Below are 2,038 nucleotides of genomic sequence, written 5' to 3'. Positions count from 1 at the left end.
TTGATACGGTTTTTTATCTGCTTGAAAAGTATTGTTCACTTTTAATAATATTTTTTGATAAAATAAAGCTATGACAATCATTAAAACATACGAAGAATTAGAACAAGAAGGCTGGTCAAAACAATTAGTGACACTGTTTGAAAAAGACATTGCCCATCAAGGAGACTTGACCGTAGGCTCAATCCTTTTTCAGCGATTTTGGGATAAAAGTCAGTCCTTGATGACTCCTAATGAGCGTTTAGAAGCTTTATTGAATCATATTGATATGCCAAGTGACTTAGTTGGATCATGTGAGCAGAATAAGGAATTGATTGATAAGTTCAGTATTAATTTAGAGCCAAATGCTGATTTTTGGTATGATTTTGCTGCGCTTGTTTCAGCTGTTTTTCCTGAGGATAATCTTTCTCAGGGAGGTGATTTGCAAAGGCGTGTTCATCAATTACGCTATATTATTTCCAGTCATCAGGCTCAGTACGTCCGTTATCATTTTAAGAAAGCTGGAATGACTGATCAAGAGGCTTTAACGCATTATTTGAAAGACAAAAAACAGGCTAATTTGTTTTGTGATGGAGATTATAGTTTTAAAGAATCAGCCCGCCTGCACAATAAAATTGCCCTTAAGAAAGGACGAGTAATCTACCCTGATCAAAAACCATCTGCTAATGTTAAAGTATTGATGGGTTTTCATACTGAATTTATCCTTGATAGTAGAGGTAATTTCTTGAATGAGAATGATGCTGAAAAAGTGACTGAAAGTGGTGTTGTCAATGGGGCGAGTTTTAATTATGGGCAAAGTGGCAAAAGGCACTGGCAATTAGATATTAGTCCAGTTCGTCGTCACGATCCCCCCTTTCGAAAAAAAATGATTCGAGGTTTTCGTGCCCCCAATCGAAGCCGTAAGTGGCCATTTGGTGAGAAAGGAGATTATGATCTTAGCTATTTTAATCCCAAAGGCAAATACAGCTTAGCTAACAAAAGTAGTAAAAAGCGTGTCGCTCAAGAGATTAAGGTAATAAAAGAGGATATCAAAAACGCTTAAAAATAGCTAGGCATTATAATATGGTTGATAAATACAGTGATGCTTTTAAAAGAAAGGTAAGAGTAGCGTTGAGAATGATTTATATTGCAGATGATGAAAAATTCATTCGTGAGTTAGTTGCTATGATTTTAAGGAAAGAGGGGTATCAAGTTCAAACCTTTGAAACAGGAGACCAACTACTGCTAGCTTCTCTTGAGAAAATGGCAGATTTGGTCATTTTAGATGTTATGATGCCAGGAACAAATGGTTTTCATATTGTAGAAAGAATTCGCCAAAAATCTCAAGTCCCTATTATTTTACTAACTGCTAGAGATTCTGAACCAGATTATATTGATGGTTTTGAAATGGGAGCAGACGATTATTTTACGAAGCCATTTTCTCCTATAAAATTAGTCCTAAAGGTTAAAGCTCTCCTATCAAGACATCTCTGTCAGACAAAAGGAGATTTGTTAAATTATCAAGGATTAAATTTACTAAGTGATTCACCTGTTTTAGAAATTGGAGATGAGAAGGTTCGACTGACAAGTACAGAGTATAAGGTAATGCAACTATTAATGAAATCAGTCAGCCGAACAGTATCAAGAGAACAATTACTTGATGAAGTTTGGGGATTTGATAGTGATGTTGAAACAAGAGTCACTGATGATACAATAAAAAGAATAAGGAAAAAGTTAAGACAGGTAAATAGTCATGTTATTATTGAAACGGTTTGGGGGCAAGGGTTTAGATTGGTTAAGAAAAAGGAAGTCTTTGAACCCTAAACTAAAAAATGTTTTGTTTAGACAATCTTTAATCATTATTCTTTCTTTATTTTGTTGCTTATTTTTAGGTTTTCGTATAGCTGTTAATCGCTTAATCGATAGCCAAACTAAATCATCTATACAGGAACAGTTTAATAGATTAGATAGCCTTTATCATTCGGAGACAGAAAAAAATCAGAAGAACAATTGGTGGGTGTATCCTATATGATTATGGATAAGAACTTTTCGCCAGTTTTTA

2 protein-coding genes are annotated in these 2,038 nt (G+C 34.5%); both read left to right on the top strand.

Annotation, left to right across the window (positions count from 1 at the left end):
• Nucleotides 1-70: 70 nt before the first annotated feature.
• Nucleotides 71-1,039 (top strand): DUF3114 domain-containing protein, encoded by a 969-nt coding sequence (locus ACMZ6U_RS10190; protein ID WP_416108311.1) that lies wholly within the window; start codon nt 71-73, stop codon nt 1,037-1,039.
• A 74-nt stretch (nt 1,040-1,113) separates the two neighbouring features.
• Nucleotides 1,114-1,800, top strand: coding sequence for a response regulator transcription factor (locus tag ACMZ6U_RS10185; protein ID WP_416108310.1), 687 nt, complete (start codon nt 1,114-1,116; stop codon nt 1,798-1,800).
• Nucleotides 1,801-2,038 lie beyond the last annotated feature (238 nt).

Origin of the sequence: Streptococcus pluranimalium (genome assembly GCF_047785745.1) — a bacterium.
Classification (GTDB): domain Bacteria; phylum Bacillota; class Bacilli; order Lactobacillales; family Streptococcaceae; genus Streptococcus; species Streptococcus pluranimalium_B.
Note: the sequence above shows the minus strand (reverse complement) of the source record. Positions and strands in the feature narration are given on the sequence as shown.